The organism is Ammoniphilus oxalaticus, from assembly GCF_003609605.1.
Taxonomy (GTDB): domain Bacteria; phylum Bacillota; class Bacilli; order Aneurinibacillales; family RAOX-1; genus Ammoniphilus; species Ammoniphilus oxalaticus.
This window is the reverse complement of record NZ_MCHY01000008.1, coordinates 759,704-778,968: the sequence shown is the minus strand read 5'-3', so window position 1 is coordinate 778,968 and position 19,265 is coordinate 759,704. Positions and strand designations below refer to the sequence as shown.

Below are 19,265 nucleotides of genomic sequence, written 5' to 3'. Positions count from 1 at the left end.
TTAAAGTTGTATTTATGTAGTTAATCCTTAGGATTCGAGTCCTATCGGTCTAACTTAAGCAAAATATAGACACACACGATTACAATCAATCTCCTGGACTTGGATGTCCATTTCATACACATCTTGCAAAACCGCGGAATGAATAATATCATCTTTCGGTCCTTGGCTAACTACCTTGCCGTCTTTTAAAGCGACAATTGAGTCGGAATAACAGGAAGCAAAATTGATATCGTGAATCACAATAATGATCGTCTTGCCTAATTCATCAACCAAGCTTCTTAAAACTTTCATAATTTGCGCGGAATGTTTCATATCAAGGTTGTTCAACGGCTCATCCAACAAAATATAGTCGGTGTCTTGGGCCAGTACCATCGCAATATACGCCCGCTGTCGCTGTCCCCCGCTCAACTGATCGAGAAATTTATGTTGAATATCGGTTAATTCCAAATACTCAATCGCTTCATCTACCTGCTGCCAATCCAACGGCGTCAGCCTGCCTTGTGAGTATGGAAAGCGTCCAAAACTGACAAGATCTCTGATTGTCAAACGAATATTCGTATGATTGGACTGTTTTAAAATAGAAATTTTCTTTGCCAACTCATTCGGATTCCAGTGAGATAGATTCTTATTCTCAATAATAATTTCCCCTTGATCCTGAGCAAACAATCGACTCATCATGCCAAGCAACGTGCTTTTTCCTGCCCCATTTGGCCCGATAAACGAAGTGATTTTCCCCTTTTCAATTTTTACAGACACATCCTCAACTACCGCCTTATTCCCATAAAATTTAGAAACGTTACGCGCTTCAATCATGACTGTCGCTCCTTTAATAAAAGATAGATGAAATAGATGCCACCGATAAAATTAATGATGACGCTCAATGGCGTTGAAAATGTAAATACCCGCTCGACGATCAACTGACCCCCGACTAAGGCTAGGATCGCAATCCAGACCGAACCCCAAATAAGGTATTTATGAAGATGCGTTTTAAGAAATTCATGCGAGACATTGACGACCAACAAACCTAAAAACATAATCGGACCCACTAACGCTGTTGAAATCGCAGTTAAAATCGAAACGATAATCAATAATTGCCGGATGACCTGATCATACTTGACGCCCAAATTGATCGCCTGATCACGACCGAGCGCCAACACGTCTAAAAATTTATAGAAACGGACGAAATAAACTCCACAACAGACGATCCCGCCGATACCCAAATACAAAATATCTGTATTTACGTTATTAAAGCTAGCGAACATCCGATCTTGCGCGATTAGAAATTCATTTGGATCGATCAACACTTGTAAAAATGTGGAGATGCTTTGAAAGAATGTGCCGAACACGATGCCAATTAAAAGGAGTAAATACAGGTTTCTTCCGTCTCCTTTAAACAACAACCTGAACAACAAACCTGTAAAAGCAACCATCAACCCGACAGACAACAAAAAATTGAATTGCTTGTTGGCGACAGCCATATGCATCGAGCCAAGCGCGAAAATAATGACAGTCTGGATCAGCATGTATAGCGAGTCGAGACCAAGAATACTTGGCGTTAAAATACGATTGTTCGTAATCGTCTGAAAAATGGTCGTAGAAAAACCGATCGCCGCGCCAGTAATGACAATTGCGAGAATCTTCATCCCCCTACGCGGGAGCGCATACCCCCAATTGGAACCTAAATTTAAAAATAGAAAACAAGTGACGAAAAGGACGGATAAAACAACAAGAATACTAATCTTTACTCTAGGATGCATATGCTTTTCCTCTCAACAACAATGTAAGAAAAATCGCGCTGCCGATCACCCCAACGGTGAGACCAATTGGTATTTCATAAGGATAAATGACCAACCGCCCCAAAATATCACACGCAAGCACGAACACTGCCCCTAGCAATGCGGTATGGGGTAAACTATTTTTTAAATGATCTCCTTGTTTTAACGTTACGAGATTCGGAATAATTAATCCCAAAAAAGAATCATGCCTACAGTCAGCAATACAACCGACGAAATAAGAGCAACAAGGGTCAACCCAATATTGACAACACGTTTATAATTTAGCCCTACGTTTTTTGAAAACTCTTCACCCATCCCCGCCACCGTAAAACGATGCGCATACAAATAGGCCACTGCCAACACGGGTAAACTGAGGTAGATCAACTCATAGCGCCCTTTCATAATCACGGAAAAATTCCCTTGCATCCAAGATGAAATATTTTGAATGAGATCATGTTTGTAAGCAAAAAAAGTAGTCACTGAATTAACAATACTGCCGTACATCAGACCAACGAGCGGAATAAAGATCGCATCCTTAAAACGGATCTTCTCCAAAATCTTCATAAAAATAAACGTTCCGCCTAAAGCAAACAGAAAGGCAATTCCCATTTTTGTTAACGGACTTGCCGATCCAAATAACAACATCGCTACGAGAATACCTAATCGGGCCGCATCATCTGTCCCCGCCGTGGTCGGGGAAACGAATTTATTTCGGCTCAAATGTTGCATGATTAAACCGCTGATACTCAAGCTAATCCCTGCGACAATAATACTAATCAAGCGGGGTAAGCGACTAATGAGCAACGTTTCTTTTTGATCCGCGGTCAATCGGAACAAATCGAAAGGCGATAACTCTTTCACCCCAATAAAGAGCGACACAATCGATAACAGAAAAAATAATAATATAAGGGTTCTTTTTTTCATCGGACTTCCTTTACGTTATTATGTAAATGATAATCACTCTCAATATTATGTTATTAATGATAATCAATATCAACCATGGTGTCAATCCCTAAAAAAACATAAGAAGGCTTCCGTTAGTAATAGAGGAAAACGCGGAGCGGCAATCAGACTTTTGATATGAGACATGCGTGTGGTACCGATTTCATAGCGCGAGGGGCCCCGCCCCTCTGCTCTTTGAGATAAGCCGTAACCTGCTAGCCAGCTTAGGCTCACAACCCATTCCGTTCAGCGCAGTTTTGGGGATAATAGACAAAAGTCCACCTATTGATAAAAATGTTGTAAAACGAGATTAAATAGATGGACTTTAGACAACTAAGCCAAATGCGTCTCTATCCTTATTGAATCTTTTTCCCTTTTCCACTTAAGATTTTGATGTTCTCATTTTCGATTCCTACGTTATAGTCAAGTTTATAATAGGTAAGTCGCTCAGCTCCATCGACATGTTCTAACGCTTCAATGATCACGGTTACTTCGGCAGTCGAGTCACTAACCGCGCGGGTATTGATGCTCTGTGTCGTGACATCCATCGTATTCAAATAGCCATTTCGAAACGTTTCGTAACTTGTTCCTGACTGCCATTTACTCCCCAATAGAGAGTAAGCGGTCACGTAATCCTTCGCTGAAATACACCCATAAAAATAATCAAGCAAATAACCTGCGTCTTCGGAAAAAGTGGTCTCTGTGTAATATGAAACCAGTTGGCCGTCCCCCGCTGCTGTGGATGATTGCGCCGCCAAATGGGTGTCGGGGCTAGCGCTCCATTTCTCAACAAGCGCCAACGCTTGATCGATCGGGATGCTGAATCCAATATTCCCGGCCCCTCTTCCCGCAGCAGAATTCACGCCAATCACCTCACCCGTTTTTTCTAAAATAAGCGGTCCACCGCTATTGCCAGGAGCGATCGGCGCTGAAGTTTGATAGACTCCGCGATAGATGCTATTTTCAATCTCCAAATCCCGGTTTAATCCACTAATGATACCGGTTGTCACTGTATTTTCCAACCCATGCGGACTGCCAAAAGCGAGCACGGCATCGCCGATTTCAATTTTTTTCTTACGCGCGATCGATAAAGGCTGTTGCTTAGCCAGACCCTCGACACGCACAACAGCTAGATCTTTTTCTTCACTCATTCCAATCAATTTCCCCTGGTGTAAACTCGTGTCGGCCCCTTTTACAACAATATTTACCGCCCCTACAACAACATGGGCATTCGTAATAATATCACCCTGATTGTTATATAAGAACCCAGACCCGATTCCTTGTCCGCCATTCATAAAATCAACTTCTAGCGAAACCACTCTCTTTTGACTGTCGTTAATGATTTGCTTAAGATCGGCAGGAAAGTCGCGTTCGTCATCGGACTGAGGGATTTCGCCAAGCAACGACGCCTGCTCGGCAACAACAGGTTTACTCATTGAACCATGTAAAAAATAGGCGCCGACCAGCCCCCCTATTAAAATAAGAACGCTAAACGTAATTGGAATGAGCATCGTATTATTGTTCTTTGACATGTTCATTCGCTCCTTAATTCAAGTTCCATTCGATTCGAGAAATGCGAACTTCAGAAATGGAATCATCTGTATAATAGGTGTTTCCGAAACTACCAACTTCCCCCCTATTTAAGTAATAGGGATCAACGTAGGAACTACCGCTATTGACAACATCACCATCTCCGTTCAAAAACTCGTAGTACATAATAATTGCTGAAATTGGAAGGGTTGCAACATTGCGAATCTCGCCATGCACAAGGTAGTTATCATATTCTGTTAGCCCATATTGTAGATCTAGCAACTCCACTGCATTTGCGCGGTTTTTAATATCTTCCTTAATCGAAGCTTCGATCGCCAGTTCAATTCGTTGCTGTTCCGCCTGTTCAAAAGCCAACTGTTCATTGCGAATGGTTTGTTTTATATTCAATAACTTTTCATTTTGATCATCAAAAACGAGCGCTTCTTCCACCGTTGTCCTCGCCGACTCAAAGTGATGGTTCTGTAAAGCTTGGGTCGCAGACTCGACAGCGATATTGACCATCTTTTTTTGAATCAACTGAATTGTTTCCGTCGCCTGTTCTGCGTATGGTTCTAATTGCGTCAGTAACGAACCGAGTTCCGCGACATTCTGTTTATTTGGAATATCACTTTCTACTTTGGCGATGACGATCCCCACACGTTCTATATCTACCTTTTCTTGTAACTGTTCATATATCTTACCGGAACGATCCGCTAACCGCTGTTCCGCTTCGTCCAACTGTTGCGTTGCCTCTACATAACGTTGATCTGACGCAAGCTTTTTTCCTGATTCCAACAAATGATCAATCGCGATTGCATCTTCAATGATTTTCTGGTTCATTCTAAGCAGCGGATGATCCGCTTTCTTCTGTAATGCTTCTTCAGTTATTTGCTTTGCTTCTGCCAATTTTCCCTCCAACGCTAATCGTTGGCTTACGTCAATCATTTGGTCCACTTGCTGATTCACGATAACGTGATACAGAAAAACGCAACCGAGTAAAATCGCCGCAATTCCAGCCGATAACGCAGGATACAACCACAACTTTTTTTGATGCGATTCGGATGCGACAACTTTTTTAGTTTCACCAGACAGCGCTTTCCCGCATTTTCCACAAAATTGAGCTTCTTTGGAAACAGGCTGGCCGCAGTGATCGCAAAACATCACAGTCTACCCCCATTCTTTCGCCAAGATATGATAGGTACATTTTACCACAGTTCAAGGGTCTTTTTGCCCACAAAAATAAGCGTAGGAAAACATCATGTTTTCCTACGCTCAATAACACTGTAACGGGAGTTGCGACCCTTACGCGCGTGAGTGACGGCGGATCCGAGCGAGTTGCCAGCTGTAACGGGAGTTTTGACCCTTACACACTGAGATCGCGGAATGCAGCCCACTGTAAAGGGAGTTGCGACCTTTACGCGCGTGAGTGACGGCCGGTCCGAGCGAGTTGCCAGCTGCAACGGGAGTTCTGACCCTTTACACACTGAGATCACGGAATGCAGCCCACTGTAAAGGGAGTTGCGACCCTTACACACTGAGATCGCGGAATGCAGCCCACTGTAAAGGGAGTTGCGACCCTTACGCGCATAGAGGTCTCCACAACTCTCTAACCACTCATCGCCACCCAGCCTCCCTTTTCAGTTTATCAACCTGTATTACGCAGTCCCGCGGCAATGCCGTTGATCGTGAGTAAAACTTCTTCCATCAGCTCATCGTCTGTTTGACCGTTTTCTTTCACTTCCCGCAACTTTGAAATCAAGTCTACTTGTAAAAAGTTTAACGGGTCCACGTACGGGTTGCGCAGATGAATCGACTCCTGAATGTTTGTCGCATGATCCAGCAACTGTCCTTGTTGCGTAATCTGCAAAATCATTGCTTTCGTTGTTTCATATTCGTCGCTGACCATTTTAAAAATACGTTGCGCCATGTCTTTGTCTGTCACTAATGTCGCGTATTCTCGAGCGGTTGTCAGATCGGCTTTCATTAACGCCATTTGTAAATTATCGATAATCAAGCTAAAGAACGGCCATCTCTGATACATGTCGCGCAGTAATGCCAGATTTCCGGGCTTTTGCGCAAACGTTTGTAAACCCGTTCCTGAAGCATACCAAGCAGGCAGTAACTGGCGACTTTGCGTCCAGGCAAACACCCACGGAATGGCTCGCAAATCTTCGAAATGCTCACTGCCTTTACGACTGATCGGTCTGGAGCCAATATTGAGTTCGCCTAACTCTGGCAACGGGGTCGCTTCATTGAAATATGTCAAGAACTGGTCATCTCGAAAAACAAGCTCTTGATATTTATCTAAAGCGATTTCTGAAATTTCATCCATCGCGCCGACCCATTCCGGCAAGCGCACATAATTGATTTCCGTTTCTTCGGAAACTTTTGCCGCCGCCGTTAAAATAGCCTTCGTCGCTTGTTCTAAACTTCGGTAAGCGATATCCGCTAACAAATAGCGCGAAGATAGCACTTCCCCTTGTTCCGTAATTTTCACGCCATCTCCGAGCGTCTCACCCGGTTGCGACAGAATGCTTCGATTTAACGGACCGCCGCCGCGTCCAAGCGAACCGCCGCGTCCATGGAAAAACTTGAGGCGTAGATCATATTTGTTAGCCATTTCATGAATTTCTAATTGCGCTTTATACAGCATCCAGTTTGCCGTAAGATTGCCGCCGTCCTTGCTGCTGTCCGAATAGCCAAGCATAATTTCTTGCAAGTTGCCTCTCGCTTCTAAATGCTTGCGATAGACATCCATTTGAAACAATCGCTCCAAAATTTTGGGTCCTTCTTTCAAATCATCAATTGTTTCAAGCAAAGGCGCGACATGCAGGTAACTGTTTAACGTACCGTCAGATTGGAAACGGAACAAGCCCACTTCCTTCGCTAACACGAGCACTTCCAATAAATCACTAACCGATTGCGTCATACTTACTAAGTAAACTTGGATCGATTCGCGACCAAATTCTTCATGGGCTCGGCGAATCATCCGAAACACGCTAATCATTTCCATTGTCGCTGGTGAGTACGTATCAAAAATTGAAATTAACGGTCGAGGGTCTTGCAACACATTTTGCAATAACGCGACCTTTTCTTCTTCGTTTAAGTTGCTATATGAATCGACCAAACCAACCCGATTAAAAATTTCTTCGATCGCCGCTTCATGTTCAGCGCTATGGTTCCGAATGTCCAATGTCGCAAGGTGAAAGCCAAATAGCTCAACTTGGCGAATCAACTTCGTCAAGATCCGCATGTCATGTCCGGCAGGTTGATGCAGTCGGATGCTACGCTGGATCATCAGCAAGTCATCCAAAAATTCGGAACAATGTCGATAACCATGTTCCCCTCTGCCGACTTGATGCAATTTTTCCAACATAATCACTAATTTATTGCGATACACTTCATTCTCGACCCGCCACTTCTTTCCATCGGGCACAATCGATTTTTCCGCTTGAATGGATTGTAACAGCTCTTCACTCACTTCCACGCGATTTGTCGCATACGTCAACAATTCCATCAATTGCAGCAATGCCGCATTATATTGACGCAACGTTAAGCCGCGTTGTCTTTCAAGCGTATTCCACGTAATTTCCGCGGTGACAAAAGGGTTCCCGTCTCGGTCCCCGCCAATCCACGAGCCAAAGCGAAGAAAATTGGGCACCTGAATCGGTTGATTGTATTTTTCTTGCAACACTTCTTGTAATTCTTGATGGACACGTGGTAATACTTCAAATAGGGTTCGATCAAAATAGTAAAGTCCATTGGATACTTCATCCATGACCGTCGGTTTATGGTCTCGTATATCGTTCGTTTGCCACAAAATGAGTATGCGGCTATGCAACGCATCTTCCACTTGCCTGCGCTCATGTCGCGTTAACGAGGATTGATCTAGCAGTTGCAACAGTTCCGCGATACGGTGGTGGTGTTGCAACAACGTCCTTCTCGTCGCTTCCGTCGGGTGCGCGGTCATTACGAGTTCAAGCGAAATATTTTGCAACGCCTGCTCGACGCTTTCTGCGGATACTTGCCCTTCTAACAAGGAATCCACAGCCTCTTCGATCGAATCGCTTTGCACAACGTCGAGTTGTTGATGATACTCCCGACGGCGGCGAATACGATGATTTTGTTCCGCGATATTGACCAACTGCAAAAAGATCGAAAAAGCTCTGATCACTTGTTGTCTCTTTGGGGGTTTCGTTTGCAAGATCTCATCTTTCAATTTTTCATACGTCGATGGATCATAATGTTCCCTGAGCGATTTTGCTAAACGTCGAATCCTTTCAACCTTATCAAATAACTCCTCGCCACATTGGTGCTTCAACACGTCACCGAGCAAGCGACCAAGAAATTTAACATCTTGGTGTAATGGATGAAAGCTATCGTTTTCTCTTTCTTTTGTCTGATTACGCATGGTTCCACCTCCAGTTTGTCTTGCTGATCACGTTTTAAAGATTTTTCCACCTATTATAGCATATCAGCATACCCTTGTCGGCGCGCCGACGCCCGTTCACTTCATTGAAGCAAAAAAGAGGAGCGCGCAGCTCCTTCTTTAAAAAACGTCTTCCCCTTGATCAAGCTAACGTCTATTATAGCAAGACAGGCTGGAGATTACAGCCTCTTTTCTCCCCTTTTTTCTCAAGCGATTCTTTTTGTTACAATATCAACATGATTAACGATAAGGAGTACACGTATGATAATAAAAATGATCGCCGTTGGCCTGGGCGGATTTTTGGGAGCCACCCTGCGCTATGGAATAAACGAGGCGCTTCCTCCGCAAACAGGATTTCCACTTGCAACGTTATGTGTAAATTTGGCAGGTTGTTTTGCGTTGGCCTTGTTTGCGACAAACATGAGGTTGGGCAAGATCGAGCATTTGCAATTGGCTGTCGGGACGGGTTTGCTTGGAGCTTTCACGACTTTTTCTACCTTTTCAACGGAAACGTTATCATTGCTGCAAAATCATCAACTGGGCGCAGCCTTGTTGTATATCCTACTTAGCGTTTGTGGCGGAATCGGGTTAGCCTACATTGGTTTTCAACGCGGCAAAGGCAATCGCCCCCAACAGCCAAAGGTGAACCGATGATCTGGCTCGTCGGTTGTGGAGGGATCCTCGGCGCGATTGCCCGCTTTTTACTTGGACAATCGATCAACAAGCGGACAGACGCTCCTTTCCCGATTGGCACATGGGTAATCAACCTTACAGGTTCGCTTTTGTTAGGCGGGCTGGTCGTCCTTCGGCTACATGATGGGCTGACGGAAACGACTTGGTCGTTTTGGGGCGTCGGTTTTTGCGGCGCGTTTACGACATTTTCGACGTTTGGCTTGGAAACGGTCCGACTGATCGATCAGCAACAAAAGCGACTGGCCCTCGTTTATGTTATTTCATCCGTTTTGCTCGGTCTACTCGCGGCCACTCTTGGGGGCGCCCTCGTTTATTCGTTTTTGTGAATCGGTTGTTCCTCTTTTTCAAGAACTCGGTGATACCCATATTCAATCAGGCCAACGATGACAACAAGGCCTAACACATGAAGCATCGGCAAAGGCCAGCCTAACTGGGCAGGAATGAGCCAAAAATAAATAAACGCGAGAAACACATCCGTCCAAGTTGCTGCTGAATCGCTGCTCAATTCCCACATAATCCGATCGCTTAACACATAGCTAAAAATAGAAAATATACCGACCGTAATCAACAGCGTCAAAAAGTTTTTATCGGTCAGCCACAACAAAAACGGAACAATGACAATGAGATATAAAAGAAGCTTACCGATCCACCTTTTCAAATTTCGTTCCCTCCTTTGTTTTATAGCTTTCTACAGAACAGATTTTCTATAAGAGACCTATCTGATGGCAATGATTGGCTTGAGTGGATCCCAGCGGATGGGGCAAATTAATTAATGGGTTTGCATCAATCTAACCCTGAAGGAGCCAGCATCGTATGGACCTATCAACTATTAAGAAAGCAGGGAGGACGATCATGGGCGTTTTAAGCGGAAATCCACAACAAGAGCCAATGCACTATGGTGAAGTTTTTGGGGTTTGGAGTTGGTTAGCTTCAACAAAAGGGCTACTCGTCGGTTATCAGACGTTGATGAATCATGCAGGTGATCAAGATTTAAAAAAATTCCTCGAGGATTCGATCCGAAGTATGAAAGGGGAAGTCGAGCAAGTTGAAGCCTTGTTAAAAGCTAATGGTGTTGAACTCGTGCCAACCCCCGCTGAAAAGCCGATTGCTGATCGAGACAGCATTCCCGTCGGGGCTCGGTTTACCGACATGGAAATCTCAGCTAGCTTAACGCGAGACTTTGCGACTGGCCTCGTTGCCTGCAGCGCGGTCATCGGTGAATGTATCCGTGAAGACATCGCAATCATGTTTGGACAATTCCATCTGACGAAAGCTCAATTTGGAGCTAGATTGTTGCGTATGAATAAGGAAAAAGGATGGTTAGTCCCTCCTCCGCTTCACAAAGAAGCTCCTGAACTTGTCCACGCTTAAACAAAAACAAGGGTTGTCCAACGCGGCAACCCTTGTTTTTTATCTTCCTTTGTTACTTATACATAATGTCTTCCCTTAGGGAGCCAACTTTCGATAGAGCTTGACCAATCTCTGCCTCGCCAACACCAAAATGAGCAAGGGCATCATGTAGATGTTTTACAATCGCGTCGAAATGTTCAGGTTGGATGTTCATCCCCTCATGCGCTTTCGCCATCGAACTTCCTGTATATGTATTCGGCCCGCCTAACGCAAAACTAATAAACTTCGTTTGGTGTTCCATTTGTTTTTTCATGTCTGTGTCTTTAAAAAAATGATTGACCGTATCGTCCTTTAAGACACCTTCATTGTAGAAATATTCAACGACTTTCTCAACTGCAGCTTCTCCGCCCACTTTTTCATAAAGCGACTGCTCTGCCATACGTAACAACTCCTCTTGTTTTATTCATCGACTAGTATCGGTTGCAAATACACATTTTATTCCAATCCATAAAAAGAAAGGCTCCTGCGTCGAAGTCGACGAGGAGCCTTGTTCCAACCGCGCTTTTTACAGACGCGAGTTATTTTCAATTAGGATAGATCAACCCATACCGCCCATTGCTTGTTGACGGTCCATCATATACAAATGAAGCAATGTTTGGGCCATAAAGAAGGTGAAGTCTGCAAGCAATGCTTCCATCCATTGCGCATCATCCACTTCATCCTCAGCTAAGCCAGCGCTTTCAATTTTAAATTTCTTATAATCAGGATTCGCGTTATTGAATAACATAACTTTATCCATTTGTTCTTGACTGTTGATAAAGCCCGCATCATCCACGAATACTTGCTGTCCGATTTCGTCAGCGTCTTGTCCAAAATACTGAATCGCTTGGTTTAATATTCCTTGTGAAACCGTTTGCTGAATTCCCAAGTTTAATTCAGTCACCTGATATTTAAAGAAGTTTCCAAATTCGGGTGTTTCATTTGGCATGCGCTTGATTTCCACTCGAAATGGTAATGTTTGCGTTTCGTGAGCATAGTTATACACGACGGTATGGCCGTCTACTGGAGTTATCGTTCTTTTATAAGACAAAATTCCAACCTCCTTGATATAATTAAAAGTTGTTTCTTATCCCTCATCTTATTCATTACCTTCAATTTAGCCGAAACAGTTCTGCTCTTACTCTACGCTTGATGCTCAAACGCGGATTCGCGTCTTTCCTCAAGTTATCTATCTGAAGCAAGGCGACCCTGCTCGCTGCCTTATTGTGTCCATCCTAACATCCATTACGACATTCCGTCAAATAAAATCACGGTTTTAACATATTTAATTATCGTTCCAGCAACGACTCATTTGTATAACGGCAAACACAACCGCTTTGCCCGCAACAAACGTAGTCCGCTTGCTCTGTTTTCATTCTTAATTCCGATAGCAAGGTGTCAATTTTTTGACGATAGACGATACGGTTTCGCTCATCTAACGGAAGGTCATATTCTTTATCTTGCTCCAAAAAAACAAACGTCATCGCTTTCACTTTGCGCTGGAGCGCCTTCTCAGCCAATTCAACATACAGGTAACCTTGTAAATGATACGGTTCGGCCGCCGATGCCACGCTCCCTTGAATCCGATTTGTTTTAAAATCAACAATTGTAATCTCTCCATCAGGGTGATAAACGATTCGATCCAGTTGACCATAGATCGGATGGCCGTCCCACAAATACGTTAAACTTTTTTCCGTCTCATATTCAGCGTTCGATTGCCTCGTCATGAAAGACTGATATGCCTGCAAATAGGGTCGGATCTCTTCGTACGCTTTAGCTGCATCGACTTGTCGCTCTAACATGGTCACAACCGCTTGACGCCAACGCTCTTCATGATCACTTTCCATAAAATCAGCGCCCGTTTGAACCTCAAGCAAATGGTGGACAAGCGCGCCCCGTTCCGCCCCAGACAAACTTTGCTCAGTCTTTGTCTCTTGGCTCGTTGGATGGATACGAGCCCCTAACAACTCATCAAGGTCATAGATCCCCGCTATATATTGAAGATAAAACTTACGTTGGCAGCTCTCGTACTGCATGAAGGCCGATGCGGATAAGCGCGGTAAATGCGCGCCTGGCTTGTTTGCCAACCACCGATAAGCTTGATCGGGCTGCGGCATTAACGGAAATTCCGGTAGATGTCGGTTCGTGATCGGTTCTGATCGTTCCAGCCATGCTTCCAATCGCGAACGGCGCTCTGATTTTTTCGGGTAGACAGGGATTTGTTGCTCATTCAAGACACTCAGCCGCCAATCCTCCGTTTCAACCGATTCCCGATCGGCTAGTTCCGACCAACCTAAATGTTCCATGAATAATCCTAGCCACGAAAAACTTGGTTTGCGCCGCGCGCTCCATTCCGTCGCAAACAATACAAGATGATCTTTCGCCCGCGTCATCGCCACGTACAGCAAGCGAATGCCTTCTTGCTTTTCACGTTCCTCTTCGTCTTCCTTCATCTTTTTAATCATGCCATGACCAGGACCATCCGCTCCCTTTCCAGAGCCGAGTTCCTTCAAACGAAGCCCTGCCCCATACCTAGGATTGTAGAAAAAACGAGTCGCCTGCCCGCCTTTTCTAAGCTGATCTTTTTCAAGTTCAGGGATAAACACAACGGAAAATTCAAGCCCTTTGGAAGCGTGGACCGACATGATCACGACCGCGTTGCCATGATCGCTAACGACCGATGCCTCCTCCTCTTGAATCTCCTCTTCTTGCAAGCGATTGAAATGTTGGACAATATCGTAAAGAGGATATCCTTTTTCATCAACGAGCCGCTGAATCAATTGCGTAAACTTATCCACATTGGCCACCTGTTGATCGCCATGCTTATCGCCGCTCAACATCATCCGATAGCCAGTTTCTTTAATAATACCTTCCAACAATTCGGCTGCTGTCTGCCAGCCCTTTTGACGACGCCAGCGGGTCACCCGTTCACGCGCTGCCAACACCCGTTTCCACTGGTCGCCCTCCATGGCTTCCGGTTTCTGCTCGCATCGATGAAATCCGTGGCGCAAAGGTGTGTTGTTACGCGTTAACCAAAACAAGGTTTCATCCGTCAGTTGGGCAAACGGTGAACGTAAAAAAGCGAGCAAACTCACTTCATCATCTTCATTTTGCAACATCCGCAGCAAGTTTAATAAATCGAGGATTTCCTGTTTTTCATAATACTGCCGACCCCCGATCACAACGTATGGAATGTCGTATTCTTGAAAAGCAAACTCGTATAAATGCATTTTTGATCGAGTTGCGAGCAACACAGCCACATCCCCATAAGAGACAGGCGTTGGTCGCTCTCCTTGCCCTCGTTCGGCCTCTCGCCAAACGAGCGGCTCCTCAGTATTGACCATCTGTTTGATGCGTCGGGCGATTAAATCCGCTTGCTCTTCAACCCCTGTCAACTCGTCCTCATCTTCAGGGCTCGCTTCCGCGTCGGTTCCATCTTTTCGCGTTGTACATAGAAATTCGATATGCGGCTCCTCTTTTTCCGTAACCCGATGCGCTTCCAATTGTTCATAACGTGTGACAAAAGCGGGTGACTCCTCCGTCCGCTGCATCGCATGTTCAAACAAGGAATTAATGTATTCAATGACACCGTGTTGCGAACGAAAATTACGGGAAAGCGACAGTTTAAGTCCCTTCTGCTCCACAATTTCTTGCTCCACGTCATAAAATACTTCGATGTCCGCGCCGCGAAAACGATAGATCGATTGCTTCCCATCCCCCACGACGAACAGCCGCATCTTTTGCCCCAAATCGGAAAGGCGGTCGAAAATACTTTTCTGCAATTCATTCGTATCCTGAAATTCATCGATCATTAAAAAGGAAATGCGCTTTTGCCACCTCTCGCAAATTTCGGGATAACGCTCAAGCAGACGCGCCGTCGCAATTTCAATGTCATGAAAATCAACAGCTTGCTCCCGCTGCTTGTATGCGGCGTAACGTTGTTCCGCTTGATCAACAAGGGTCAGTAACGCGTCTACAACACGTCGATAACGAGCAGGAAGGATGCATGCGAACAACTTATTTAATTTTTCTTGGCGCAACGTCCGCGTCAGCTCCGCGATGGCCCCTCTACCTGGCGCCCGCCAACGATTCCAATGTAAATCGACCAGCCCTTCATACAGCGTGTCGTCCGCTTCCCCATCACACACGGCGAGCGACTCGCGCAATGCGTCATAGCGGCGAATCCAATCTATGATGTCATCCATATAAGCGCGCTTTTGTTTTGCGTTTACCACTTCTTCTTTTAGTTCCTCCAGCAATCCATCGATCTCGACCAACAACGCTTCCGAGCACCGTTGAAACTCTGCTCGGCAACCGTCAATCGCGGCAATCGTCTCCTCGCGAATATCTTGCGGCGTTTTGTAATACGTCTTGAGCTGATGGTCAAGCGCCAACGCATGAGAAACAATCGCCTGAATGCTCGATAGTTCCTGATACAACATCACAAACTCGTCAGCGACAGGCTCTCGATCGAGCAGTTGGCGGATTGTTTGCGTGTAGATGTCTGATTTAATCAAATCCGCTTCGATACTATCGAACACTTGAAACTGTGGACTCAATCCCGCCTCCAATGGGTGAGTCCGCAGCAATTCCGAACAAAAGCCGTCGATCGTCGTAATGATGCTTTGTTTGAATTCTCGTTCACATTGCTCCCAATATCGTTGTTCTTCGAGCTGTTTCGCTTCACGAGCCATCTTCTGGATCGCTTGACGAATCCGCCCCTTCATCTCTCCCGCCGCTTTTCTCGTAAACGTAATGGCTACAATTTGGGCTGGCGAATACCCGCGGCTTAAAATTTCAAGATACCGTTCGGTCAGCACCCACGTTTTCCCCGAACCCGCCCCTGCGGATATGATCAGATTTTGCTCTAAATTTGTGATCGCCTCCACTTGGGCGCCCATCGGCTCTGGATTTCTATCGATTTTAATGCGCGCGCTCATTTACTTCATAGCCTCCTTTCTCTTTATGTTTCAGGTAAATCGGATCGTAGCGATAGAGGGCGTTGTCCGCGTAATACGGATTCGGACGCGTTGCGGAAGTTAAATAAAAACGACCTTCGCGCAAACGACGCAACCCTTCTTCCACTTGCAACAAATCTTCCTCTATTTTCTCCTCAATAGAATAACTTCTCGTCCGCCCATCGATCCCGAGTAATGCCTTCCGTTCTTTATCCCAAATCCCTTGTCGTTTCCCGCCATCGTTTTCACCAATACTATAGAACGCCCCGCCGATCATTTGCGGATCAGCAATCCCTTTCGTTTGTAAAAACTGTTGCATCGCTCGCAAGTAGATCGGCAATTGGAACGTCACCGCCCCGTCCGCCAATTGGAGATAGTTTTTATAGCGAGCTAAACTTGATTTATAGTCGTAAATAGCAAAGTTTCCTTGATCATCGAGGTCGATTCGATCAATCTTCCCGCGCAGTCGGAGACGCTCTTGCTCCAGCTCAATCGCGATCTCATCAGGACTTGAAGCGGGATCGACTTCATCCCAATCAGGATTCATTCCAAACGATAGTTCAAAGTAAGTCGGCAACAGTTGCGGACTCGCCTTCTCGCGACCCGTCAATTCAACTTCTAACCAATTGCCCAATGCGGTTGCTAACCGTTCTGTCTCCAACTCCCAAATGGATGACCGTTCATAAATGGTGTCTTGCGCAAAGCGACGGGCATGATCCCGTACGTGTTCCGCTAACTCCGCTTGTAACGACGCCAATTGTTCCAAGGCCAGAACCTCGCCCCGGTGTTGCATATAAAATTGCCGCAACGCTTCATGCTGAATCATCCCTTTATCTAGTGGAGATACATCAAGCCCAAACTCCTCAAGCGGATAAATGCCCAATACCCGTCTGAAAAAGAAAGTGAGCGGGCTGCTCATATATTCGTTAATTTGCGAAATACTGAAGATTGTCTTTTCCGCGGCAAATAAATCAGCAATCTTTTGAACCGCTAGTTCATTGCGAATGTAGCCATCCCACTCAGAGAAGGATCCAAACCGGCGAAGCTGTTCCATCCATGTTCCTTGTAAAATCGATGGAAACGATACAGGCAACCAGTTGTCTTCAAATAAGTCGTCACGTCCATCGCTTTCCTCTTTGCTTTTGTTCATTAACCACAATCCGTATTCTTCAGGAGAAGAAATGAGCGCCGTATCTTCCGCGTACGCCTTTTTTGACAATGCTTCAGGCCAACGTCCCGCCGCTTGTTCCAACCATTCATCTGGCAACTTCTTCAATATTGCTTCTAAAAAGGAAGAAGGCAACATGCTTTCGTTCGTTTTCGGGGAGACAAAACTGAACGTCAATGATGTCCGTGCCGCGGAAATCGCCATCACAAAAAACATTTTTTCCATATCATGATGATAATGGCTGGCGGTCAGCGCCCCATTTTCCTGCAACATCAATCGCTCCGTATCGTCAAGCAACCATTGTTCGCGATGCTTCATCGGAAACACGCCCTCATTGCACCCCAAAACATAAACATGACTGTAACTCATTCCGCGTGACCCCGTCGGCTCCAAGCAAGCGATCCGATTCGAAACGGCTTGGCCTTGATCCTCAAAGATCACTTCGTCTTGCCATTGTTCTTCCCATTCGCGCAGAAATTGCCCGAAGCTCAACTTGCGACGCTGTTCTCCAAGTTGCTCAACGGAACGTCGTAGTTGCGCTAATGAGCGACGCATGATTTTAAGACATTCGACATCCCGTTTAAACCAATCAAGCTGATACCCCTTCTTTTCTTTCAAAAAGGTGGCCAAACGTTGCGGAATCTGCCAATCATCCAAAAACTGTTCAAGCCCTGTCAGATGTTCTTGCATCGAAGCTGACTGCTGAATAAACCGCAAACTTTCCTTTAGTTCCGTAAGCCACTGGATCGATCGTTGTAAATCTGCGCGTTGCTGTTCCAGCCGCGCCAGCGCCCGCGCGCGATCAACCTCCTCATCAGTCGTTTCAGCGACCTCCCGTTGCTTCTGTTCCAATAAAATGAGATCTCGCTCCAACGCTTCATGCCACGTTCGTTCTCCTTCACGAACACCTCGTTCCTTGGCCCATCGAATAAAGGAAGCGCCTGGCGGATGAGACCACCGTTTGTAAGATCCATCAGCAATTTTGAGCAACACATCCCGACTCCAGTTAGACGATTGCAAGCGCAGAGCGGCATCAACTTGTTGGAAGAGCGGCAACTCCGTAAGGCTGCGTTCAAGACGCAGTTCCAGAGGAAGCTGTTCCTTTGTAAAAACAGGATGCAACCAAGCCGCCGCTTGTTTTTTATCGCGAACAATCACCGCAAAATCAGTTGGGGACAATGATGGATCGTTTAGTAATTTTTGTTTGATCGATTTCGCGACCCACTCCGCCTCTTTCCTTTCAGAAGCGCAGGGCATCATCGTAAAAGCGTTGTGAACAGAAGATTGCATCGGTTCCGCCGCGGTAAATGCGATTGTCGGCAAATGCCACAGTTCAGGAGAGATTGAAATTGTGGGATGCTTGTCCGCGCGCTCGTTGAGTTTACCGAGGTCCACCTCCCAATCCGCCGCAATCGTTTGCTGAATTTCATCAAAATTTTCGGACTCAAATGAAACCTCAACAAAATCCAACTCATCGCGTAAACGTTGCAATGTCTGATCTAGTAAATTCGCCAAACCGCCTTTGCGTCGGGCTGATCGTTGGGCAAACAGTTGGCTCGGTTGTTCATCATACAATTGAGGTTGATAGGGAAGATAGATTCCCGCCTGTTTGACCGTTGGCAACTGCAGCAGACTTCGCAGTAATTGAAATTGCAACGGGAAAAAATCCGTGAAGTGATCAACCCAAATTGTATCTATTTTTCGCAACCAAGGCGGCGTGGTCGATGCCCCTTCATTGAGCAACTGACTGGCCCGCTCTAATCGCGCCTCATACGTTAACCATGTGTACCCTTTTTCCATCGATAACTGACTTAATTCCTGATCGGACCGAATCAACAAACGGGCCAACGCGCGGTGTTTCGGATTGTATTTTGACGAATGGGCAATTTGTTCCGCCTGCTCCGCATTCATCCCCGAACGCTTCAATTCGCTAATCGCGCGAATAATCGCCTGCCTAACCTCATCGGCCACTCGCGAATCACGATCCTGTGGTTCAGGCGTCCACAGATCAGCGCCTGTTGTCTCTTCTAAAAACCGCCCAAAAAAGCGACGCAACTCATAGTTCGTCAACATTTTCGTAAAAGGGTCGGCATACCGCGCAACCGCATCGGCTACATCGTCAAACGCCATTAAATGGAGTTCGCTAATCCCGCCGGTCTCTTCTAGCAACTGATCACGAACACTTTTTAATAGCGTCGACGTCGGCAAAATAAACAGGAACGATTCCCCTTCACCCGCCTCGATCCGCTGTTTCGCATTTTCAATCCAAACCTCTCTTGCCATCGGTCCAAATGGACCTGTATATAATTTGCGCAACGCGCTCACCATCCGTTCTTCATCCATTACAGTTACACCGAATCTCAGTTAAATCTAGTATACTA

Annotated in this window: 13 protein-coding genes and 1 pseudogene; 3 read left to right on the top strand and 11 right to left on the bottom strand. The window is 45.6% G+C overall.

Going from position 1 to position 19,265, the window contains the following annotated elements; genetic code table 11:
• Positions 1 to 54: 54 nt before the first annotated feature.
• The 6 genes and pseudogenes from BEP19_RS10225 to ppc all read right to left on the bottom strand — a co-directional run bounded on the left by BEP19_RS10225 (position 55) and on the right by ppc (position 8,658).
• Positions 55 to 813, bottom strand: coding sequence for an iron ABC transporter ATP-binding protein (locus tag BEP19_RS10225; RefSeq protein WP_120189771.1), 759 nt, complete (start codon positions 811 to 813; stop codon positions 55 to 57).
• Positions 810 to 1,757, bottom strand: coding sequence for an iron chelate uptake ABC transporter family permease subunit (locus BEP19_RS10220; RefSeq protein ID WP_120189770.1), 948 nt, complete (start codon positions 1,755 to 1,757; stop codon positions 810 to 812). Before BEP19_RS10220 ends, BEP19_RS10225 begins: the two co-directional genes overlap by 4 nt.
• Positions 1,747 to 2,699, bottom strand: a pseudogene (locus tag BEP19_RS10215) (ABC transporter permease). Before BEP19_RS10215 ends, BEP19_RS10220 begins: the two are co-directional and overlap by 11 nt.
• A gap of 374 nt (positions 2,700 to 3,073) precedes the next feature.
• The gene (locus BEP19_RS10210) at positions 3,074 to 4,249 is read right to left on the bottom strand and encodes a S1C family serine protease (protein WP_245983465.1); all 1,176 of its coding nucleotides are present in this window, start codon (positions 4,247 to 4,249) and stop codon (positions 3,074 to 3,076) included.
• A gap of 13 nt (positions 4,250 to 4,262) precedes the next feature.
• Positions 4,263 to 5,408 (bottom strand): zinc-ribbon domain-containing protein, encoded by a 1,146-nt coding sequence (locus tag BEP19_RS10205; protein ID WP_120189769.1) that lies wholly within the window; start codon positions 5,406 to 5,408, stop codon positions 4,263 to 4,265.
• A 484-nt stretch (positions 5,409 to 5,892) separates the two neighbouring features.
• Positions 5,893 to 8,658: a phosphoenolpyruvate carboxylase gene (ppc, locus tag BEP19_RS10200; RefSeq protein ID WP_120189768.1), complete on the bottom strand. Its 2,766-nt coding sequence runs from the start codon at positions 8,656 to 8,658 to the stop codon at positions 5,893 to 5,895.
• 279 nt (positions 8,659 to 8,937) lie between these two features.
• Here ppc and crcB (BEP19_RS10195) point away from each other — a divergent pair, with 279 nt between their 5' ends.
• Both crcB (BEP19_RS10195) and crcB (BEP19_RS10190) read left to right on the top strand, forming a co-directional pair.
• Positions 8,938 to 9,330 (top strand): fluoride efflux transporter CrcB, encoded by a 393-nt coding sequence (gene crcB / locus BEP19_RS10195; RefSeq protein WP_245983463.1) that lies wholly within the window; start codon positions 8,938 to 8,940, stop codon positions 9,328 to 9,330.
• Positions 9,327 to 9,695 (top strand): fluoride efflux transporter CrcB, encoded by a 369-nt coding sequence (gene crcB / locus BEP19_RS10190; protein WP_120189767.1) that lies wholly within the window; start codon positions 9,327 to 9,329, stop codon positions 9,693 to 9,695. The genes crcB (BEP19_RS10195) and crcB (BEP19_RS10190) overlap by 4 nt, the downstream gene beginning before the upstream one ends.
• Here the strand turns inward: crcB (BEP19_RS10190) and BEP19_RS10185 are convergent.
• Positions 9,680 to 10,027: a DUF2512 family protein gene (locus BEP19_RS10185; protein ID WP_170145334.1), complete on the bottom strand. Its 348-nt coding sequence runs from the start codon at positions 10,025 to 10,027 to the stop codon at positions 9,680 to 9,682. The genes crcB (BEP19_RS10190) and BEP19_RS10185 overlap by 16 nt on opposite strands.
• A 194-nt stretch (positions 10,028 to 10,221) precedes the next feature.
• On the opposite strand from BEP19_RS10185, the gene BEP19_RS10180 reads away from it, so the two are divergent.
• Positions 10,222 to 10,740, top strand: a complete 519-nt coding sequence (locus BEP19_RS10180; protein WP_120189765.1) for a DUF3231 family protein — start codon at positions 10,222 to 10,224, stop codon at positions 10,738 to 10,740.
• A gap of 52 nt (positions 10,741 to 10,792) precedes the next feature.
• Here the strand turns inward: BEP19_RS10180 and BEP19_RS10175 are convergent, their stop codons facing one another.
• From BEP19_RS10175 to BEP19_RS10160, 4 genes are all read right to left on the bottom strand, one after another.
• Entirely contained in the window at positions 10,793 to 11,158 is a 366-nt protein-coding gene (locus BEP19_RS10175; protein ID WP_120189764.1) for a group I truncated hemoglobin, read from the bottom strand.
• Between the two features lie 159 nt (positions 11,159 to 11,317).
• Positions 11,318 to 11,809: a hypothetical protein gene (locus BEP19_RS10170; RefSeq protein ID WP_120189763.1), complete on the bottom strand. Its 492-nt coding sequence runs from the start codon at positions 11,807 to 11,809 to the stop codon at positions 11,318 to 11,320.
• Positions 11,810 to 12,047: 238 nt separating this feature from the next.
• The gene (locus tag BEP19_RS10165) at positions 12,048 to 15,698 is read right to left on the bottom strand and encodes a UvrD-helicase domain-containing protein (RefSeq protein ID WP_120189762.1); all 3,651 of its coding nucleotides are present in this window, start codon (positions 15,696 to 15,698) and stop codon (positions 12,048 to 12,050) included.
• Positions 15,682 to 19,227, bottom strand: coding sequence for a PD-(D/E)XK nuclease family protein (locus BEP19_RS10160; protein WP_120189761.1), 3,546 nt, complete (start codon positions 19,225 to 19,227; stop codon positions 15,682 to 15,684). The genes BEP19_RS10165 and BEP19_RS10160 overlap by 17 nt, the downstream gene beginning before the upstream one ends.
• Positions 19,228 to 19,265: the final 38 nt, after the last annotated feature.

What these genes read in the sequence shown, in the direction of transcription:
- BEP19_RS10220 (WP_120189770.1), bottom strand. Translation starts at nt 1,757, where the DNA reads ATGCATCCTAGAGTAAAGATTAGTATTCTTGTTGTTTTATCCGTCCTT.
- BEP19_RS10160 (WP_120189761.1), bottom strand. Translation starts at nt 19,227, where the DNA reads ATGGATGAAGAACGGATGGTGAGCGCGTTGCGCAAATTATATACAGGT.
- BEP19_RS10180 (WP_120189765.1), top strand. Translation starts at nt 10,222, where the DNA reads ATGGGCGTTTTAAGCGGAAATCCACAACAAGAGCCAATGCACTATGGT.
- ppc (WP_120189768.1), bottom strand. Translation starts at nt 8,658, where the DNA reads ATGCGTAATCAGACAAAAGAAAGAGAAAACGATAGCTTTCATCCATTA.
- BEP19_RS10175 (WP_120189764.1), bottom strand. Translation starts at nt 11,158, where the DNA reads ATGGCAGAGCAGTCGCTTTATGAAAAAGTGGGCGGAGAAGCTGCAGTT.
- BEP19_RS10205 (WP_120189769.1), bottom strand. Translation starts at nt 5,408, where the DNA reads ATGTTTTGCGATCACTGCGGCCAGCCTGTTTCCAAAGAAGCTCAATTT.
- BEP19_RS10165 (WP_120189762.1), bottom strand. Translation starts at nt 15,698, where the DNA reads ATGAGCGCGCGCATTAAAATCGATAGAAATCCAGAGCCGATGGGCGCC.
- BEP19_RS10210 (WP_245983465.1), bottom strand. Translation starts at nt 4,249, where the DNA reads ATGTCAAAGAACAATAATACGATGCTCATTCCAATTACGTTTAGCGTT.
- crcB (WP_120189767.1), top strand. Translation starts at nt 9,327, where the DNA reads ATGATCTGGCTCGTCGGTTGTGGAGGGATCCTCGGCGCGATTGCCCGC.
- BEP19_RS10225 (WP_120189771.1), bottom strand. Translation starts at nt 813, where the DNA reads ATGATTGAAGCGCGTAACGTTTCTAAATTTTATGGGAATAAGGCGGTA.
- crcB (WP_245983463.1), top strand. Translation starts at nt 8,938, where the DNA reads ATGATAATAAAAATGATCGCCGTTGGCCTGGGCGGATTTTTGGGAGCC.